This window comes from Acetobacter pomorum, assembly GCF_002738225.1.
Classification (GTDB): Bacteria; Pseudomonadota; Alphaproteobacteria; order Acetobacterales; family Acetobacteraceae; genus Acetobacter; species Acetobacter pomorum.
Window position 1 is genome coordinate 1 of sequence record NZ_PEBQ01000195.1, and the last position, 3,599, is coordinate 3,599.

Below are 3,599 nucleotides of genomic sequence, written 5' to 3' on the forward strand. Positions count from 1 at the left end.
TTATTGCTCATGAATTCTTCTTACCTCACGGGTCTTTCTGTCTCCACAAAACCCGGGGCAATTCAAACGGTTTACTGGTGGTTCCGCAGGCTGATGCGCCGTTTCCTGGTCCAGACCATTCATGATGTCTGTCTGATGCTCGATCGTGAAGCGGCAGGACGCGAAACCAGTCCATCGGGTGGTGTCATTGATAGCCAGAGTATCAAGGCACCTCACGCAAAGACACGTGGTTATGACGCAGGCAAGAAGATCGTCGGTCCGAAACGTCACATCGCAGTTGATACGGATGGCCGCCTTCTCCTGGTCCAGCTGACAACAGCCGATATTTCGGACAGTGCAGGAGGACAGATGATCCTTGATGCCATTCGTAAACGCTGGCCTTGGGTGAAGCACCTGTTTGCCGATGGAGCCTATGACCGCCTCCAGTTGATGGATAAGGCCACTTTTCTCGACTTCACAGTCGAGATCATCCGGCGCTCAGAGACAGCAAAAGGGTTTGGAATCCTGCCGCGTCGGTGGGTTGTGGAACGGACCTTCGGTTGGATGATCCGCTGGCGTCGCCTTGTGAAGGACTACGAACAGCGGATCGACGTCGCAGAGGCCATGATCCACATCGCCATGGGAAGCCTCATGCTACGCAGAAACGCTCATCCGTGAATTCCCAAAAGGGCTCTTAGGTGGCCATTGCGAAGGTGGATGCAGAAGGGCATGATCTGGATGTTCTGCTAGGTGCAGAAACCCTGATAAAGCGCGATAGGCCCATAGTTTTTGTTGAAGTGCTTCCGCGCGCAGATCAAACCGGGCTGACAGACCTGCTGCAACGGTGTGGGTATCAGGATGTTGCCCTGCTTCCCAACGGGGCTTCTCAACCCGGTAACCGTGTGGTGTACGAAGCACAGGCATGGAACCATATGTGGGTACCGCAGGAAAAATCCATTCCAACAGTGTAATTATAGAAAGATTACAAAATAAAAGAGGCCATGTTTATAAAAGCAGGGCCTCTTTTTGTATCTGAAAGGTTTAAGAACCTATCAGGCAGAACGTATCTGCGCGTTTTCCTGTGCTTCTGACGCAAGCGGATAGGAACCCGTTGCCTGAAGGGTGATGGAAAGCATGGCAATTTCGTTATGCTTTGTTTGTGCACCTAGCGGCAGCGTGGCGTTACCGTTTGTCCATGCGCATTCGGCCCAACCCATATTATGCCAGCCAGCCGGTTTGTTAGGCTGAAGATGTGCCGTAATGGGGGTTGCGCGCTTACGGGCAGTTACAAGCTGAATATCAGCCACAGCAACACCCAACTGTCGGCGATCATCCACAAAAGGCCCAATGACATCTGCCGGGCGGCTTGCGCGTGAAACAATCTGAACAGACCGTGTGCCAGGTGGCAGCATAAAGCTGTAATGCTGGTTAGCGCAGCGCACAGGCCGAATAACCGCACCTGTTTGCGTAACCAAGTGCAGGTTGGGGTCTGTGGTTAGTGTGCCGGGTGCGGCGGGTATCTGGCTGCCAGCCACATGGCGTGCACGGTTTTTGAAGTTATCAAAAAGCGGTTTTACAAAATCAACATCCACACCCAATGGGGCAGCGGCATCTTCTTCCCATGTGCGTGTTTTGCTGTGCAACTGCACAACCTTGCTGTTCTGGCGGAAGCTGCGGCGGTTGCCTGTATCCAGATAGCTTTCTGTCAGCACGCCATCCACAGAGATAACGGCATGTTCTGCTGTTTCCACATGGTAATATGGATAAAAGGTGATGGACTTATCGTAAAAAATGGAAGCACCGTTTACTAGCATACGCGCAGGCACAAACCGCCCGTTAAAGAACAGGCAATGTTCTGCCGTTACCAGCATATCCTTGTAAGGCGTACCGTCTGCCAACGCATCTTTTAGAATGCGTACGGGGTATCCGGCTTCATCATCCGGCAGGCTGGAATTTACAACCGTAAAAGCTTGCCCGGCCCACGTAACCTGCTGTGTGGTTTCTGTGTTGCTTTTCCAGTCATATACAAAAATATCTGTACCTGCCTGAATGTTTTCTACGGCAACAGAACCCTGCGGGGTGCGCACCATGCTGCCAGCCAGAAAACATGCGCCAGTATCGCTTTGTTCACCAAACAGAATGTAGCCGTCACTGTAGGTTACGGTAGGGGCGGGCTCTACATTGGCGGCGGAAGATGTTGCATACCCTTTAATGGTGACAACCGTGGTGGTTTTACCATCAACGGTGGACTGGATAAGCAGATCATCCCCACTTACGGCAGTGGACAACGCATCATCACTATAAGATGTGCTGGAGGCAATTTTAATCTGATCTCCATACACAAAGTTTTCGACATTCAGGGAATCCCCTGAAATATCACTTAAAGATGTGCTGCCAATAACAAGCTGCCCACCGGGGGTGTTGTGGAAATCAATCTTGTTGCCGCCATCAATAAAGACAATGTCAGCGAATATAACCGTGCCGCCTTCAATATTAAAGCGTCCGGCATTGATGTTGGAGTAATTGGTGCCGGCATCTAGCACGCCACCTTTGTAAATATTGTAAACGCCCTGATTGCCGTTGAAATCATTGCCAACGGATAATGTGCCATTGGTGATATTATAAACACCCTGATTGCCATTTAAATTATTGCTGAGCGTCAGGGTGCCGCCATTAATGTTAACGGTGCCCCCCGCAGCGTTGCTGAGGTCACCACCTATCAAGGCGGGAACAACGGAAACTGTGGCGCCATCTGTAATATTAAGGGTGGCTGCATTTAGGTTCAGGTAGCCGGAAATTTCTAGCAAAGCCCCATTGGTAACGTTCAAAGTTGGGCCTGTGCCTAAACCAGATGTGGCGTTATCTGGCGGAGTGTCAAAATCTTGAGTGCCGCCGCCGTTATAATTGAGCCAGCTTGTGTTGGAGGAAATGGTTGTTACGTCATCTGCCATGTTTTTAAGCCTTTAATAAGAAATTCCTAATTATTTTTTGCCGCAATACAGTAATATTTTCTAAACAGGAAAAGTTATGTAAAACCCTACAAAATAGGAGAAGTATTTTATGATTATTTAAAATTATCATAACAACTAAATAAAACTACGATCTATATTTAAAGTTCACCCGAATATTCGATATGCCGGCAGCGTGATACAGAAATGTTTTTTGAGAAAACTGATATATTACAAGGTACTAAAAAATATATTTACGTTTATTCAATAGGTCTTATAGGTAAGATTTTTTCTGTATATTACAAAATAGTAAAGCGGCCCATCATCTCTACGGCGTGTCGTCAGTTAAGCCCTGAGAGTGGCACGTGAGGGTTGTACTTTGTGTCTGCGTGTGCTGACTGTTTTCCCGTTTTTTTGGGGAGACAGACAGATGCGGCGCTATAGTTTACGCGATGACCAGTGGGAGCGGATAAAGGATCTTCTTCCTGGTCGAGAAGGCTATGTCGGCGGCACTGCGGTGAACAACCGTCTGTTCGTGGAGGCGGTGCTGTATCGCTATCGCGCGGGTATTCCATGGCGCGACCTTCCTGCCCGTTTCGGTGACTGGAAAAACGTGCACCGGCGTCTGCGCCGCTGGTGTGAAAGCGGCGTCATCGAACGGATATTTCGTTA

The 3,599-nt window shown here is 49.3% G+C and carries 4 protein-coding genes; 3 read left to right on the top strand and 1 reads right to left on the bottom strand.

Translation table 11 applies throughout. The features are described from left to right. Positions 1-657 (top strand): IS5 family transposase (locus tag CSR02_RS15170; RefSeq protein ID WP_244177054.1); only part of this gene is annotated, 657 nt, incomplete at its 5' end. A gap of 20 nt (positions 658-677) precedes the next feature. Continuing rightward, positions 678-950: an FkbM family methyltransferase gene (locus CSR02_RS15175; RefSeq protein WP_099542234.1), complete on the top strand. Its 273-nt coding sequence runs from the start codon at positions 678-680 to the stop codon at positions 948-950. Between the two features lie 81 nt (positions 951-1,031). Here the strand turns inward: CSR02_RS15175 and CSR02_RS15180 are convergent, their stop codons facing one another. Then, on the bottom strand, positions 1,032-2,930 hold the full coding sequence (locus CSR02_RS15180) for a Hint domain-containing protein (protein WP_099542235.1): 1,899 nt from the start codon (positions 2,928-2,930) through the stop codon (positions 1,032-1,034). A 427-nt stretch (positions 2,931-3,357) separates the two neighbouring features. Between CSR02_RS15180 and CSR02_RS15185 the strand changes: the two genes are divergently transcribed. Beyond that, positions 3,358-3,599, top strand: a 242-nt coding sequence (locus CSR02_RS15185) for a transposase (protein WP_143225630.1), incomplete at its 3' end; no start/stop codon positions are given.

What these genes read in the sequence shown, in the direction of transcription:
- CSR02_RS15180 (WP_099542235.1), bottom strand. Translation starts at nt 2,930, where the DNA reads ATGGCAGATGACGTAACAACCATTTCCTCCAACACAAGCTGGCTCAAT.